Origin of the sequence: Paenibacillus sp. FSL H7-0716 (assembly GCF_038002705.1) — a bacterium.
GTDB lineage: Bacteria > Bacillota > Bacilli > Paenibacillales > Paenibacillaceae > Paenibacillus_AQ > Paenibacillus_AQ odorifer.
Genome location: NZ_JBBODA010000002.1, coordinates 293644 through 308259, shown reverse-complemented (window position 1 = coordinate 308259; position 14616 = coordinate 293644). Strand labels below are relative to the sequence as shown.

Genomic DNA, 14616 nt, shown 5'->3' with positions numbered 1-14616 from the left:
CTATAAGTAATAATTCGGCTCATTTGAGAACCTATCGGACTCCATAGTCGCTATTGGCTCGAAAAGCTCTCATATCGCACATTTATGGAACGAATAACGCCTCTGGAGTCCGAAACTCCCTGTAAAAGCCAAAAATTAGCCAAATAGCTGCATCTGAGTCCGATCGCTCATCGTGAAGAGGGTGTGTGGGAATGCAAAACGCCGAATAAGTAGCTGAGCTACACATTAAGTAATTCAGAAGGTTAGTCTTAAGCTCAGACGGTGATCGGACCCATAATCGCTATTAGTCGTATATTAAGAAATTCAGAAGGTTAGTCAAAAAGCTCAACAGTTTATCGGACCGCATAGTCGCTATAAGTAATAATCCGGCTCATTTGCGAACCTATCGGACTCCATAGTCTTTATTGGCTCGAAAAGCCCTCGTATCGCGCATGTTTGGAACGAATAACGCCTCTGGAGTCCGAACCTCCCCGTAAAAGCCAAAAATTAGCCCAATAGCTGCATCTGAGTCCGATCGCTCATCGTGAAGAGGGGGTGTGGGGATGCAAAACGCCGAATAAGTAAGTCGCACATCAAGCAATCCAACGCCCACAACGCCCACAACGCCCTACAACACTACCATCGCACATCAAGCAATCCAACGCACAATAAGCACCACCATCGCACATCAAGTAATCCAGACGCCCAACAACAAAGCACATTCAAGTATTGAAGTACTTGAGTATTCAAGTGTTCAAGAACATACATCGCACTTCTTACATATAGAGATCATTCCTCCTAGCCCCACGCAGTGTCCTTTACGTCGCCTCCCACTTTTTCTGTTTGCGGTTTTTAAGAGTTCCGTTGATGGAGTTGCGAAGTGGAGGTTTGGAGCTGGAGAAACGCCAGTGGTCGCCTTTATCCTCGGATTTCTACCGCTCAGCGGTATAAAATCAGGAAATCTGAGGATAACAGCGATCGTAAGCCCAAACGCTCCACGTAGTGGCGAACATATCGACGTGCTCTTTTTATCCGCCCAACAGAAAAAACTACATACAAATGAACATAAAAAACTTTAAAATAAACATATGTAAGCGTTTATCACTTTGATATAGTTATTGAACCCGGAGGTGTATCTCGATGTTGTCTAGGCTGATTAGGCCGATTCTGAAGCTGAACGTCAAACAACAGCTTATCCTGCTGTTTCTGATTATGATCTCGCCGATTCTGTTTTTGAACATTTACGGGAATATGAAGGCTGAGCAAATTCTGAAGCGCCATGTGACGAATGCTTATGTAGAGCTGAACAAGCAAAACTTCACCATCATTAACCGAGATATCGATACCGTAAATAAAATTACTACCACTGTAATACAAAATCCTCTGATTCAGCAGATTAATATGACGGGTTCGGATACCATCCTGGAGCGGGTTAAACGTTATGAGACGATAGAGAAGCTGTTGGTCAGTTACTCGCAGGGAGCTGAGCGTGGGGACGGCATCTATTATTCCCTTTATATATACGATCCCGAGGATTATTATTTTTTTGCACCCAATTTCCCGCAGGTTAAGAAGGCGGGGGTATATTTCTTTTCCAAAGCGGAAGAGCCATATTGGTTCGAGGAGGTTGTCCAGAAAAAGGGTCGCGGATCTCTAAAATTCACAGGGAAGCTAAGTGCGCAAGCGGAAAACTTGAAGACTCTTACCTATATGAGAGCTGTCAATAACATCTCCAGAAAAGCTGAGACCATTGGGGTTTTAGTCATTACCAAAATGGACGCAAAAATCGGAGAATCCCTCAAATCCATATCGTTGCCTGATGGTGATATTTACTTAACAGATCTGGATAATCGTGTACTCGCTTCTACTACGAATAATACTGGTGAGATCATTACACTGCCGGAGACGGTCGTTGCTGAGGATTTGGAAGGAACCGTGGATGTTATTACTTCGGATTTTATTTATGTGGTCAATAATAACCATGCCTTAGGACAGAAGCTAGTCTACAAAATCGCCGTGAAAGCGCTGCTGCAGCAACAAAACGAAATGAAAAGTGTGATTCAATACATAACTGTGGCCTATGCTGTTTTTGGATTAATCATGATTACTTATTTCTGGCGTTCATTAATGACGCCTTTGCAAAAGTTAGCTTTTTTCGTCCGGAAGTTTGAGCCAGGCAATCGTGTCCCGGAGACGCCAAAAAGAGGGAGTAACGATGAGGTCAGTGTGCTGATTGGATCTACCTATGACATGGCCCGCAGGCTAAATGGACTAATTACTTATAAATATCAGATGGAGCTAAAACAGAAGGAATCACAGCTTCAACTGCTCTATCAGCAGATCAATCCGCATTTGCTCTACAACACTTTAGAGAGTATTTACTGGAAAAGCTCGCTGGAAGGCAACGTTGAATCCGCCGAGATGATCAAGGAATTATCCAAGCTTATGAAGATTAGCCTCAGTCGGGGAAGGGAGCTGATTAGCCTTGAAGAAGAGCTGGAGCACGCAACGGCCTATATCAAGCTGCAGCAGCACCGGTATGATTATATATTTCGTGTAGTAATGGAGATTCACCCAGATACGAAAAGAAATCTAATTCCTAAAATTACCCTGCAGCCGTTAATTGAGAATGCTATTATTCATGGTGTCAAAAATATGGGCGAGGATGGGGAAATCATCATTAGCGCAGTTTGTGTGGACGATACCGTCGAGATCTCGATTGAAGATAACGGCTATAAGTCTGTTGATTATCAGGCCATCGAAGCTGTGCTGAATGACGACAGTCCAAATCCGGCCAGCGGTTACGGGATTCGCAACATTAACCAGCGTATTCATTTACACTTCGGCTCTGATTATGGCATGAGCTATACCCCTCGTAAAGAGGGCGGTACATTGGTGACGGTTAAGCTTCCGAAATCAGAGAATCAGGACTAAGGAAGGGGAGCATACAGATATGTTCAATATATTAGTTGTGGATGACGAACCCTTGATTTGTAAAGGGCTGAGCAATTTATTAGCTTCTTCGGGGTTAAACATAGACCATATTTATACAGCAAACAGTGGTTTTGAAGCGCTGGACTGCATTCGGATGGAGGAAATAGACCTGCTCGTTACGGATATTCAGATGGGCGCAATGAGCGGGATTGATCTAATGCAGCATGCAAAATTGGCCAAACCTTGGGTACAGACCATCGTGATTTCTGCACACGAGACATTTCAATATGCGCAAATGGCGGTTAGGCTTGGCGCGAAGGATTATTTGATCAAACCTTTGAACAGTGAGCAATTTCTGGATTCGGTGCGAAATGTGCTGCTTAAGATGGGGAAACCATCACCAGAATTGGATATTTTCATGTCAGGAATTAATGAAAGCTTTCGGCTGGAAGAGCCGCTTCCGGAATACAGCAAGTTATTGAATGAGCTGCTCATTGAGCCTGAAGGTGTACTGTGTGATGCGGAACGCTTGCAAAAGCTGGATAACCTGAAACTGCAAGGGCCTTATTTTTCCGTCTTAAAAATTAAGGTGCCTCTGGCTGGAATGAATCAGGAGAAGCACTACACCCTGCGGGACAGACGGCTTCTTTGTTATGCCGCTCTGAATATCGCCAAAGAGCTGATGGATCAGGAGTGGAACTCGACAGCCTTTTACGCAGAGGATGAAGAGATTACGATCATTATTCAATGGGATGAAAAAAGCTATGAAGATTCGTCTGCCAGTCAAATCAATAGGCTAGATATCCTTGGCCGTAGTCTTCATTTTAATATTCAAAAATATTTGCACTTAAATGCAGTTATCGGCATCAGCCAGATTCTCAAGGGTCTTTCTTTTATGGCTGTATTGAACCGTCAAGCCTCCAAAGCCATTCTCTGGAATAATGAACATAATGACCATTATGTGTTTTACTACGGGGATTTTAATTGGAACAGCTACACAACCGATCCTTCAGTAGAAGAGCTTCATACACGCAGCAATCTGATTGTAGAGAAGGCGAGAGAGTATATTGACGAGAACTATGCGCAAAAAGGATTAACCATCCATGAAGTGGCTAAGAAAAACCATGTCAGTCCCAATTATTTGAGCTATCTGTTTAAGAAAAATACAGGTTACAACCTGTGGGAATATGTAATTAAGCTGCGGATGGAAGAAAGCCGGGAGATGATTTTGAACACTGATCTTCGCAGATACGAAATCGCCGAGCGTGTAGGTTATGAATCACCAGAGCATTTTAGTAAAATTTTCAAAAAATATTATGGGATTAGCCCCAGTGAATTGAAGAAGTAAAAACACATACTACTTCGGTAGATTTAGACATGTTCAGTACAACCCTCATTTTCTACAATTTAAGGTAGGAAGCATTTTGCGAAAAATGCTGAAAGAAAAATGGAATGAGGGAGCCTGATGAATCAAACCGCAGTTGTATCCGAAAATCCGCCGGCGCTGAAGGGTACACCTTACAAGCAAAACCGCTGGAAGAAAAACTTTTGGGGATATATGTTCCTCGTACCTGCTGTGATTATTTTTGTAATGTTCCTGTGGGTGCCAATTTTTAAAGGCTTGTTGTACAGCTTCTACCATGTTGATTTTGTAAAAGGGAATAGCTTTGTTGGCTTTGAGAACTACGCTAGAGCCCTTAGTGATCCGGATGTTTTGACCGCGTTAAAAAATACGGGGTATTACATGCTTCTATGTCTTATTATCGGGTTCTGGGTTCCGATTGCTTTTGCCATTATGATCTCGGAGCTGAGAAGGTTTGGGGGCTTTGTACGGGTAGCGGCTTACCTTCCTTTCGTAATGCCTGGTGTGGTTCTATATGGACTCTGGAGATGGCTTTATGATCCGGTGGGCCCAATCAACGCGGTATTAAGCTCGCTTGGTGTGGACCAGGTTGCTTTCCTGACAGATACAAGGTGGTCGATGATTTCCCTTGTTTTTATGGAGACGTGGCAGCAGTTTGGATCAGGGATGCTAATATACTTGGCTGCTGTACTCAGCATTCCGCGGGATTGGTATGAAGCAGCTGAGATTGATGGGGCGGGTGTGTGGGCACGTATAAAGTACATCACATTGCCTTCGCTACGTAATTTGATCATTTTGATGCTGATATTACAGATTATCGGGACTTCACAAGGGTATCAGTCACAAATGGCGCTGCTTGATGGTGGGCCGAATAATACTACGCTTACCTATGCGCTGCTGATCGTAAAATATGCTTTTACGCGACTCGATTATGGAACAGCGACTGCGCTTGGCATGCTAATGTTCGTTGTCCTAGGTGGTTTGGGCATTTTACAGTTCAAGCTTAACAAGGAGGACAACTAAGATGAAGAGCGCAGACAGAGGGATTCTCTCAGAACATGATTTGAAAAAAACAAGCAATAAGATCGTTTATGGCTTGATGTGCGTGGTTATTTTGATTATGGTGTTCAGCATGCTGTATCCGATCTGTATGACGTTATTTAACGGACTGAAATCGAATCAAGAGGTGAACTCATTCCCACCGCATTTTTTCCCGCAGGAATGGCACTTCAGCAACCTTAAGGAAGCGATGAATTACATTGATCTGCTGATGTTCCTTAAAAACACCATTTATATTTTTGTGGGGAATATGGTCGTGACACTAGTCGTATTGGGAATGTCTGCTTTCAGCATTTCTCGTATGAATGTCCCTTACAGAAAGGCAATTTATTTCTTTTTCCTGATGACATTGTTTATTCCGGCGACCAGCTATATGATTCCCAACTTTGTCAATCTAAAAGAGCTTGGATTACTGAATCAGTACGCTGCTTTTTGGCTGCCTGCTGGTGCGAATACATTCTATTTTCTACTCTTAAAGAACTTTTTTGATGGGATACATCCTGAAATTTTTGAAGCCGCGCGGATTGACGGTTCCTCTGAGCCGAGAAGCTTTTTCTCCATTGCAGTGCCATTGTCGGTTCCGATTTTTGCTACGCTGGCGATCTTTATCTTTTCTACAGCATGGAATGACTGGTTCTGGCCATCTCTGGTTATGCACAGTGAAGAGAAATATACGCTCGCGACAGCAATCTATAAATACGTTATTAATGTAAAGGCACTTAATACGAATATTAAATTCGCCATCCTATTTATCGTATCGTTGCCGCCGATCCTTGTCTTCCTGATCTTCCAAAAGTTCATTATGCGTGGCGTCGCATTATCAGCAGTTAAGGGATAAGCAAGGATCGACGGATTTAGTCACGGATCGTAAACATGCACATGAAAGGAATATAAATGCACCTCGTTTGTAAACGATTTCTCTTTTATGATCGATATGTAAGATAACTATGAATTGAAAAGGGGAGTTTCAATGCGTAAGTACTCTAGCGTGCTACTAAGCCTCCTTGTGGCCGGATCGTTGTTAACCGCTTGCGGCGGTAATAACAATAACGGAAACACGACAGGAAACAAGGAAGGGGAAGCGACTACTGCGCCAACGAATGCTGCAACAGATAATGCTGGCAGTGCTACAGCAGCGCCAACTGATGATATCACACAAAGAAAAGTGACCATCAAAATTCACTATCCAACCCCTGACCTAACCGAAGTTAGAGCACAGGAAGATGACAAGATCAAACGTTTCCAAGAGGAATATCCCAATGTTGAAATCGTCAAAGACGATTGGCAGTACAATGTAAGTGAAATCGGCATCAAAATGGCAGCAAATGAAGCTCCAACCTTCTTTAACACTTACGCTACAGAAGCAAAATTCTTAGTTGAAAAAGGCTGGGTAGCTGACATTACGGATCTGTGGAATAAATACGAATTTAAGGATCAAATTAACCCGGTTCTCCAAAATCAATTTATCATTGACGGAAAAGTATTCGGCGTAACTCAAAAGGGTTATGTAACAACCACAATGATCAACAAAAAAATGCTGGATGAAAAAGGCGTTGCTGTTCCACCTATGGATTGGACTTGGGATGATATGCTGAATACCGCTAAAGGCGTAGCTGATACCAAAAAAGGGATTTCTGGTATTGCTCCAATGGGTAAAGGGAATGAAGCAGGCTGGAACTGGACCAACTTCCTGTTCGAAGCTGGCGGTGAAATTCAGAAGATTGAAGGCGGTAAGGTTGTAGCTACTTTTAATTCTGAGGCTGGGATTAAAGCGCTGGATTTCTACAAGAAACTTAGATGGGAAGCAAACGCGATTCCTCAGGACTGGGCACTAGGCTGGGGCGATGCTGTAGGCGCATTCCAACAAAGTCGTACAGCAATGGTAATGGCTGGATCTGACGGCGTTATTGAGCAAGCGTTGAATCAAGGCGGTCTGAAACCAGAAGATGTACTTACGTATCCAATGCCTGCGATGGAAAAAGGCGGAAAACACACTGGGGTACTTGGTGGTGACTACCTTGTAATCAATCCAAATGCAACCCCAGACGAGCAAGAAATGGCATTCCGTTATATTACATTTGATTACTTCTCTGATAAAGGTCTAGAAGCACTGGATGCGGTTCTGCAACAACGTACAACGGATGGCAAATACTTTATTCCGCCGCTCTTAGATTACTATTCTGCAGATTCTGACTTCGGTAAGAAAACAAAAGCTGTGTATGATAAATATACAAATGTATATCAATACAGCCCTGATATTTTAGGTTTGCTGGACGGTAAACCGGAAGCGCAATACAATACACAGGACTACTATGCAACCATGTCCAATGTAATTCAAGAGCTGTTCTCCAAAAAAGGAACAGATTCCAAGACACAGCTTGAAGCTGCTGCCAAAACAGTGCAAGAGAAATTCTTCGATACAATTAAAGTAGAATAGGCAAGGAAGAACAGAACCGGCTCCTTTAGGAGTCGGTTTTTTTATGTTTATATTATTGATATTTTTATAAATTAACACGACGGGTGACACTCGACTATTTTTTAGAGGGTCATGGGAAAAAATAGAGTGTCAACAAAATTAGATTTGCTTTTTTAAAATATTTTTGCGAACGAAAAGGTAGAAAATGGGTATTGGTTCTTGTCTTTTTAAACATAAACTTTAGATTTAAGGGATATTACAGCGTAAATAATGGTAAAAAACCTATAAAATGATCGAATGAAAGCGCTTTGAAAACAAATCAAAAAAACTTTATACTTTGTGAAAGATTTCACTATACAAGGTGGAAATGATGTGATAAGATAAATGTGTAGAGAAAAACAACCTAAAAATTGACAGGAGGACGAGGGAGATGGCAGTTAAGAACGAAGTCGCCGCCCAAGTTAAACAAACTACCGCTGAAGAGTATATTCAGACTTTGGTGGATAAAGCGAAAAAAGCACATGAGGCATTCATGGCGCTGGATCAAGAGCAAGTTGACACAATCGTTCATGCAATGGCGTTGGCTGGACTCGACAAACATATGTACCTCGCTAAATTGGCTGTAGAAGAAACTGGCCGCGGGGTTTACGAAGACAAAATTACTAAAAACATCTTCTCGACAGAATATATCTGGCACGGAATTAAATACGATAAAACAGTAGGCGTTATTGAAGACAATGCTTATGAGAGCTTCCAAAAAATTGCTGAGCCCGTCGGAATTGTAATGGGTATCACACCGGTAACCAACCCTACATCCACCACGATGTTTAAAGCGTTGATTTCGATTAAGACACGGAACCCTATTATATTCGGTTTCCACCCATCTGCGCAAGAGTGTAGTGCAGCAGCTGCTAGAATTCTTCATGATGCGGCTGTAAAAGCTGGCGCACCTGAGAATTGTATCCAATGGATTGAAATGCCAACGATGGACAAAACAAATGCTTTGATGAACAACCCAGACGTTGCACTTATTCTCGCAACAGGCGGTTCTGCAATGGTAAAAGCAGCTTATAGCTGTGGTAAACCAGCTCTTGGCGTAGGTCCTGGTAACGTACCTGCATTCATCGAAAAGAGCGCGGATATTGATCAAGCCGTAACGGACATCATTCTTTCCAAAACTTTTGATAATGGTATGATCTGTGCTTCCGAGCAAGCTGTTATTATCGAAGAACCAATCTTCGATCAAGTGAAAAAGAAAATGATCGCTAATGGCTGCTACTTTGTTAACAAAGAAGAAGCTGCTAAACTTACTAGCGGCGCTATGAACGTTGATAAATGTGCGGTTAACCCAGCAATCGTTGGACAATCCGCAGTGAAAATTGCTGAAATGTGCGGCATTCAAGTTCCTGCCGGCACTAAGATTCTGGTAGCAGAACTTGAAGGTGTAGGCACTAAATATCCATTGTCCGCTGAAAAATTGAGTCCTGTGCTTGCTTGCTACAAAGTTAAAAACGCAGATCAAGGTATCGAACGCGCAGCACAAGTTGTTGAATTTGGTGGTATGGGCCACAGTTCGGCTATCCACTCCAACAACGAAGAAGTAATCATGAAGTTCTCCAATCGTCTGCAAACAGGACGTATTCTCGTTAACTCGCCTTCCACTCATGGTGCGATCGGCGATATCTATAACACTAACATCCCTTCGTTGACGCTGGGCTGCGGATCTTATGGTCGTAACTCCGTGTCGCAAAACGTTACAGCAATCAATTTGATCAACGTGAAAAGGGTGAATCGTCGTACCGTGAATATGCAATGGTTTAAAGTACCTGACAAGATCTATTTCGAAAAAGGCGCTACACAGTACCTGACCAAAATGCCTGATATCACACGTGTCGCAATTATCACTGACCCAATGATGGTTAAGCTTGGATATGTTGAGAGAGTTGAACATTATCTGCGTCAACGCCAAACTCCTGTAGCGATCGAAGTGTTCTCGGAAGTTGAACCAGATCCATCGACAACTACAGTTGAAAAAGGTACAGCAATGATGAACAGATTCCAACCGGACTGCATCATCGCACTTGGTGGTGGTTCCCCAATGGATGCTGCAAAAGGAATGTGGTTATTCTATGAACATCCAGACGCAGACTTTAACGGTCTGAAACAAAAATTCATGGATATCCGTAAACGGGTTTACAAATTCCCTAAACTTGGAAACAAAGCTAAGTTTGTAGCGATTCCAACTACTTCGGGTACGGGTTCGGAAGTAACATCTTTCGCAGTTATTACCGATAAAACAACTGAACAACATACTAAATATCCTTTGGCTGACTATGAGCTAACTCCAGACGTAGCTATCATTGATCCAGAGTTTGTATATAGCTTGCCAAAAACTGCTGTAGCTGATACAGGTATGGACGTATTGACACATGCTATCGAAGCTTATGTATCTGTTATGGCGAGTGACTACACTGATGGTCTGGCAATTAAAGCGATCCAATTGGTATTCCAATACCTTGAAAAATCGGCGCTTGAAGGCGACAGAGTTGCCCGTGAGAAAATGCATAACGCATCAACACTTGCTGGTATGGCCTTTGCTAATGCTTTCCTGGGTATTAACCACAGTTTGGCGCATAAATGGGGCGGTCAATATCACACTGCTCACGGTCGTACTAATGCGATCCTTATGCCACACGTTATTCGTTACAATGCTAAGAAACCTACGAAGTTCGCTTCGTTCCCTAAATATTCACACTTCGTAGCTGACGAGCGTTATGCAGAAATCGCCCGCATTCTGGGATTGCCAGCTCGCACAACTGAAGAAGGTGTAACTAGCCTGATCAATGCTATTCGCGACATGAACAAAAAACTGGGTATCGAAGAATCCTTCCAACAATTGGGCTTTGATCCTAAGGATTTTGAATCCCGTGTAGATTACTTGGCTGACCGTGCATTTGAAGATCAATGTACAACTGCCAATCCTAAGCTGCCACTGGTATCTGAACTTGCAGATGTATACCGTAATGCTTTCTACGGAAGATTTGATAATTAATATTTGGTTAAGTAGATAATAGGATGGTTGTGGATTAGATATAAGTGACAAATATCACCCGAAAGGTGATATTTGTCACAGTCTATTTATAGAAAATAAACTAAAATGTTTATATAAACAACGGTCCCATCCATGGAACAATGATTGTGAATTTTCGAACAACCATATCTTTCTTGGGATCACGAGACACGGGATCAACCTTCAAGCCCGCGATCTCTACAAATATTATAAATATAGATGGAGGGATTTAGCATGTCGGTGATTGAAAAAGATGTACAAGAAGTGAAATCCGGTTGGAGAAGTTTTACAAAAGGTAAATGGTCCAGAAAAGTTGACGTTAACAACTTTATCGCAAGCAACATTAAGCCTTATGAGGGAAATGAAGAATTCCTCGTAGGACCTACTAGTAACACAACTGAACTGTGGAAGATTATTTCCCAATTGAGCAAGGAAGAAAGAGAAAGAGGCGGCGTATGGGATGTTTCCCTAGATACTGTCTCCACAATTACTTCACATGCTCCAGGCTACATTGACAAAGACAAGGAACAAATTGTAGGTGTGCAGACTGACGCTCCTTTCAAACGTTCCATCCAGCCATTCGGCGGGATCAAGATGATGGTTGATGCTACGAAGGCTTATGGCTTCGAGCTTCCACAAAACATCGTTGACATGTTTACGAACATTCGCAAAACGCATAACCAAGGCGTATTTGATGCATATACACCAGACATGAGAGCTGTGCGTAAATCCGGCGTAATTACAGGTCTTCCTGATGCTTACGGCCGCGGACGCATCATCGGCGACTATCGCCGCATTGCTCTGTACGGTATTGATTTCCTCATTAAAGACAAAAAACAACAACAAACTGAGCTTGAAGTTGATTCCATGACTGAAGATATCATTCGTTTGCGTGAAGAGCTGTCCGAGCAAATTCGTGCACTTGGCGAATTGAAAGAAATGGCAGCCGCTCATGGTATGGATATTTCCAGACCAGCGACCAACTTCAAAGAAGCTACTCAATGGGTATACTTCGGGTATCTTGCAGCAGTTAAAGAGCAAAATGGTGCAGCGATGTCCCTAGGCCGTGTGTCCTCTTTCTTGGACATCTATGCAGAACGCGATATTGCTGAAGGTACTTTGACTGAAGAACAAGTACAAGAAATCGTCGATCATTTCGTAATGAAACTGCGTATCGTGAAATTCTTGCGTACACCTGACTATAATGATCTGTTCTCCGGCGACCCAACATGGGTAACTGAATCCATCGGTGGTATGGCTGAAGACGGAACAACTCGTGTTACCAAGAACAGCTTCCGTTTCTTGAACACCCTGTACAACTTGGGTCCGGCTCCGGAACCAAACTTAACTGTACTGTGGTCCGAAAAATTGCCTGAAGCCTTCAAAAAATATTGTGCTAAGGTTTCCATTGAAACTAGTGCAATTCAGTATGAAAATGACGATGTAATGCGTCCATACTGGGGTGAAGATTATGCGATTGCTTGCTGCGTATCTCCAATGCGTATCGGTAAACAAATGCAGTTCTTCGGCGCTCGTGCCAACCTGGCAAAAGCATTGCTGTATGCTATCAATGGTGGTATAGACGAAAAATCCGGAGCACAAGTTGGACCGGAATTCCCAGCGATCACTTCTGAATATCTGGATTATGACGAAGTAATGAAACGTTTCAAACCGATGATGGAGTGGTTGGCTAAGACTTATGTTAACACTTTGAACATCATTCACTATATGCATGACAAATATTCTTACGAGCGTATCGAAATGGCGCTGCATGACCGTGACATTCTGCGTACGATGGCTTGTGGTATTGCTGGGCTGTCCGTTGCAGCTGACTCACTAAGCGCAATTAAATACGCCAAAGTAAAACCTATTCGTAACGAACAAGGTATTGCGATCGACTTCGAAACCGAAGGCGAATTCCCTTGCTACGGTAACAATGACGATGCTGTAGACAGCATCGCAGTAGAATTGGTTGAAACCTTCATGACTATGATCCGTAAAAACAAAACATATCGTGATTCTGTGCCGACTCAATCGGTACTGACCATTACTTCGAATGTAGTGTACGGTAAGAAGACAGGTACTACACCTGACGGACGTAAGAAAGGTGAACCTTTCGCACCAGGTGCTAACCCAATGCACGGACGTGACAAGAAAGGCGCCTTGGCTTCCCTGAACTCTGTTGCTAAACTGCCTTACTCCGATGCACAAGATGGTATCTCTAACACGTTCTCCATCGTACCTAAAGCACTTGGTAAAGACGAGGATTCCCGTAAGTCTAACCTGGTACACATGATGGATGGATACTTCCATAACAACGCTCAGCATCTGAATGTTAACGTATTTAACCGTGAACAGCTGATGGACGCTATGGAGCACCCAGAGAACTATCCACAATTGACTATCCGTGTATCCGGTTATGCAGTTAACTTCATCAAGCTGACTCGTGAACAACAAATGGATGTAATCAACCGTACATTCCACGGTTCGATGTAATTTGTTCCTGTCATGAAGATCTTTGAATTAGTACTACATTGAAATAATTGCAAGGAAGATACCGCCCTTGTCTCAAGGGCGGTAATATCTTGTTTGAGAATTGTTAAAATTTTAAATTTTATTGCCGCGATATAGGGATATGACAGTCTCAAGGACAGGGAGCTTCATCGTTGAAAAAGGGACTGTTAGTCTGGCGTGGCGAAAGGATGACATCCTATGATTAAAGGTCGCATACACTCTTTGGAAACCTTTGGAACCGTTGATGGACCTGGTATTCGATTTGTCTTATTTATGCAAGGCTGCTTGCTGAAATGTCAGTATTGCCATAACCCTGATACTTGGGCTTTAGATGAAGGTAAAGAAATGACTCTAGAAGAAGTACTTTCGGAGATCGAGCCATATATAAACTACTATCGTTCATCCGGTGGCGGGTTAACTGTATCCGGTGGAGAACCAACCTTGCAGGCGCAATTTGTAAAGCAGTTATTCACGGAAGTGAAGAAGCGTTGGAATCTGCACACCACATTAGATAGCAATGGCTACAACGAAGGTGACAAGATTAATGACTTATTGGACGTTACAGATTTGGTTATGCTTGATCTGAAGCATATTGATGAAGAAGCGCATATCAAGTTAACCGGTAAATCCAATGATCGAACTTTGAAGCTTGCACGCTGGCTCTCAGACCATAATCGTAAGATGTGGATCCGACATGTATATGTTCCTGGTATTCATGATCGTGAAGAGGATCTCATTAACTTAGGTCGTTATATTGGAACCTTAAATGGCGTCGAGAAATTCGAAATCTTACCTTATCATCAGATGGGGATCTATAAATGGGAAATGCTCGGCAAAGCTTATGAACTGGATGGAGTGCCTTCTCCAACAGAAGAAGAAGTGCAACGGGCATATCGCTTGGTCGAAGAAGGTCGTAAGCAAACGGCATTGGTATAATAGATAGCTATTTTTAAGAGAGACCGTACCCTCAGTGGTTGATCACTGAAGGTGCGGTTTTTTGTTATGAGGAAGTAAAAAAGGGAGGGGATAAAGCTCCCCTGAGGGGGAATTTTATACTATTCCTAATAAAGACATGCTATAGTTACACGTGGTTAATGGGGTAGATAATAAATGAATATGTCAGGTAATATGACTAATTAGATATTTTCATTACATGTTTTTAAAGAAAAACAAAGTTTTGTGATGAAAAAAACAAATGCATAAAGTGAATTAACATTTTTGCGTTAGATAATATAACTTATTATGTAGTTGATTCCGCTTACATTAGAGATTTTTATCCCT

Annotated in this window: 8 protein-coding genes; all 8 read left to right on the top strand. The window is 42.5% G+C overall.

Annotated features, from left to right (window positions below; all coding sequences use genetic code 11):
- The first annotated feature begins 1119 nt into the window (after nt 1-1119).
- Entirely contained in the window at nt 1120-2913 is a 1794-nt protein-coding gene (locus tag MHH60_RS04255) for a cache domain-containing sensor histidine kinase (protein ID WP_076134519.1), read from the top strand.
- A 19-nt stretch (nt 2914-2932) separates the two neighbouring features.
- Nucleotides 2933-4261, top strand: a complete 1329-nt coding sequence (locus MHH60_RS04250; protein WP_076134518.1) for a response regulator — start codon at nt 2933-2935, stop codon at nt 4259-4261.
- A 210-nt stretch (nt 4262-4471) separates the two neighbouring features.
- On the top strand, nt 4472-5299 hold the full coding sequence (locus tag MHH60_RS04245; RefSeq protein ID WP_370511483.1) for a carbohydrate ABC transporter permease: 828 nt from the start codon (nt 4472-4474) through the stop codon (nt 5297-5299).
- 1 nt (nt 5300) lies between these two features.
- Nucleotides 5301-6173 (top strand): carbohydrate ABC transporter permease, encoded by an 873-nt coding sequence (locus MHH60_RS04240; RefSeq protein ID WP_036682930.1) that lies wholly within the window; start codon nt 5301-5303, stop codon nt 6171-6173.
- Between the two features lie 132 nt (nt 6174-6305).
- On the top strand, nt 6306-7772 hold the full coding sequence (locus MHH60_RS04235) for an ABC transporter substrate-binding protein (protein WP_036682927.1): 1467 nt from the start codon (nt 6306-6308) through the stop codon (nt 7770-7772).
- Between the two features lie 409 nt (nt 7773-8181).
- Nucleotides 8182-10803: a bifunctional acetaldehyde-CoA/alcohol dehydrogenase gene (adhE, locus tag MHH60_RS04230; RefSeq protein ID WP_038572553.1), complete on the top strand. Its 2622-nt coding sequence runs from the start codon at nt 8182-8184 to the stop codon at nt 10801-10803.
- Nucleotides 10804-11055: 252 nt separating this feature from the next.
- Nucleotides 11056-13317 (top strand): formate C-acetyltransferase, encoded by a 2262-nt coding sequence (gene pflB, locus MHH60_RS04225; RefSeq protein WP_036682923.1) that lies wholly within the window; start codon nt 11056-11058, stop codon nt 13315-13317.
- A 216-nt stretch (nt 13318-13533) separates the two neighbouring features.
- On the top strand, nt 13534-14271 hold the full coding sequence (pflA, locus tag MHH60_RS04220; RefSeq protein ID WP_036682920.1) for a pyruvate formate-lyase-activating protein: 738 nt from the start codon (nt 13534-13536) through the stop codon (nt 14269-14271).
- The last annotated feature ends 345 nt before the right edge of the window (nt 14272-14616 follow it).

Bases quoted from the DNA above. Each gene is read 5' to 3' on its own strand.
- MHH60_RS04250 (WP_076134518.1), top strand. From the start codon at position 2,933: ATGTTCAATATATTAGTTGTGGATGACGAACCCTTGATTTGTAAAGGG.
- MHH60_RS04235 (WP_036682927.1), top strand. From the start codon at position 6,306: ATGCGTAAGTACTCTAGCGTGCTACTAAGCCTCCTTGTGGCCGGATCG.
- MHH60_RS04240 (WP_036682930.1), top strand. From the start codon at position 5,301: ATGAAGAGCGCAGACAGAGGGATTCTCTCAGAACATGATTTGAAAAAA.
- MHH60_RS04255 (WP_076134519.1), top strand. From the start codon at position 1,120: ATGTTGTCTAGGCTGATTAGGCCGATTCTGAAGCTGAACGTCAAACAA.
- pflA (WP_036682920.1), top strand. From the start codon at position 13,534: ATGATTAAAGGTCGCATACACTCTTTGGAAACCTTTGGAACCGTTGAT.
- adhE (WP_038572553.1), top strand. From the start codon at position 8,182: ATGGCAGTTAAGAACGAAGTCGCCGCCCAAGTTAAACAAACTACCGCT.
- MHH60_RS04245 (WP_370511483.1), top strand. From the start codon at position 4,472: ATGTTCCTCGTACCTGCTGTGATTATTTTTGTAATGTTCCTGTGGGTG.
- pflB (WP_036682923.1), top strand. From the start codon at position 11,056: ATGTCGGTGATTGAAAAAGATGTACAAGAAGTGAAATCCGGTTGGAGA.